Source organism: Bradyrhizobium sp. URHD0069 (assembly GCF_000701345.1).
GTDB lineage: Bacteria > Pseudomonadota > Alphaproteobacteria > Rhizobiales > Xanthobacteraceae > Bradyrhizobium.
The window spans coordinates 1-1,450 of record NZ_JNIJ01000125.1; the positions used below are offsets into that span (position 1 = coordinate 1).

At 57.4% G+C, this 1,450-nt stretch carries 1 protein-coding gene; it reads left to right on the plus strand.

Annotation, left to right across the window (positions count from 1 at the left end; all coding sequences use genetic code 11):
* Window positions 1-507: 507 nt before the first annotated feature.
* Window positions 508-1,125, plus strand: coding sequence for a hypothetical protein (locus N554_RS0130545; protein ID WP_245283761.1), 618 nt, complete (start codon window positions 508-510; stop codon window positions 1,123-1,125).
* Window positions 1,126-1,450 lie beyond the last annotated feature (325 nt).

A 1,450-nucleotide genomic window follows, 5' to 3' on the forward strand; every position in this document is an offset into this window, starting at 1 on the left:
AGTGGCGAGCGAGAAGTGGCACCGACCCCACATACCGCGTATGGCGCGAAGTCCGAAATGGGTCAATTGCGTCGGTTTAGTGTCGTCCGCATGAAGTCTGTTCGTCCCTCGATAGTGTTGCAAAAGTCTTTTTGCGAGGTGGGACTCAAATTCTCCGACCCGTAGACGTGGCAATTAAATAATGATGTGGAGGACCACGTCACTGTGCGCCAAACCCACAGGTGATTCTGGTAGCGGGTTTGAGGCTATATCGATCGGCGATCGTCGCTTGTTTCTTCCTTTGGCGGAAAATTAGCCGCTGCGCCTTTTGGGACTTTTGCAACACTATCCCCTCAACAACGGACATTCGGTGGGCGGCATGGCACGTCGGTTTCGTGCCAACACCGGACTAGACATCTTGGCCGAACGTGGCCGATGCTCGCAAAGGGTGACATAGCACTTTCGTGTAGTAACCCAATGAATCCGAGGATGATCTCCCGGCGGCCGAGGTGGGCCCGGATCCTAGTGGTGGTCGCATTGACCGCGTTTGCGATCGTTGCGATTCGCTCCCTTCGGGAGCCGGTTCTGCGGGCCGCAGGATGGGCGCTCGTCGTAAACGAACCGGTCGCGTCCGCCGACATCATCGTTCTATCGCTCGATTCCGGTGGCGCCGGGGCGCTCGAAGCGGCGGACCTCGTGCAAAGCGGCATCTCAAAGCGAGTTGCGGTTTTTATGGGCCCTCCGGGTCTAGAAGACCATGAGTTCATCCGCCGGGGGCTCCTTTACGAGGATGACGGGGCAAGGCAGATTCGCCAACTGAGGTCGCTTGGCGTGACAGATGTCGTGCGAATCTCCACAATCGAGGGAGCGTCGACCGAAGGTGAAGGTCAGGCGCTTCCGGCATGGTGCGCCGAGCATCAGTTCCACTCCGTTGTGTTCGTGGCCGATAAGGATCACTCGCGACGAGTGCGGCGAGTGCTCGACCGAGTCATGAAAGACCATTCGACACGCGTCACGGTTCAACCCGCGCGTTACTCAAATTTTGACCCCGACCGATGGTGGGAAACTCGCCGCGGCGTCACGGCAGAAATCGTCGGGCTCCAGAAACTCTTGCTCGACGTCGTGCTGCACCCAATGTCATTTTGACATCGATCCTTTCTTAGAGATGCCTGAGTTCCCCTGAGCGCAGCGCACCGGCCTCGCGTCGCCTCGCGTCCGCCTCCAAGCTGAGTAGGCGGCATTTTAGCGGTTCAAATGATCACTTTGGTAGGCGCTGAAACCGGCTCCGCTACGGCAACCAACGGATTCTGGCTGATGTCGCATAAGGGTCAAACTGAGAAGAACTCAGTACGAGCATATGATTTCCGCTTTGCCCTTGCCGGCTCAACCGGTCGCCGCAACACAGGCGTTAAATCTCTCTGCTGGAGTTTCAAATTGCAAGGTCTCACGTGGTCGTTCGTTTAGCTGGCGA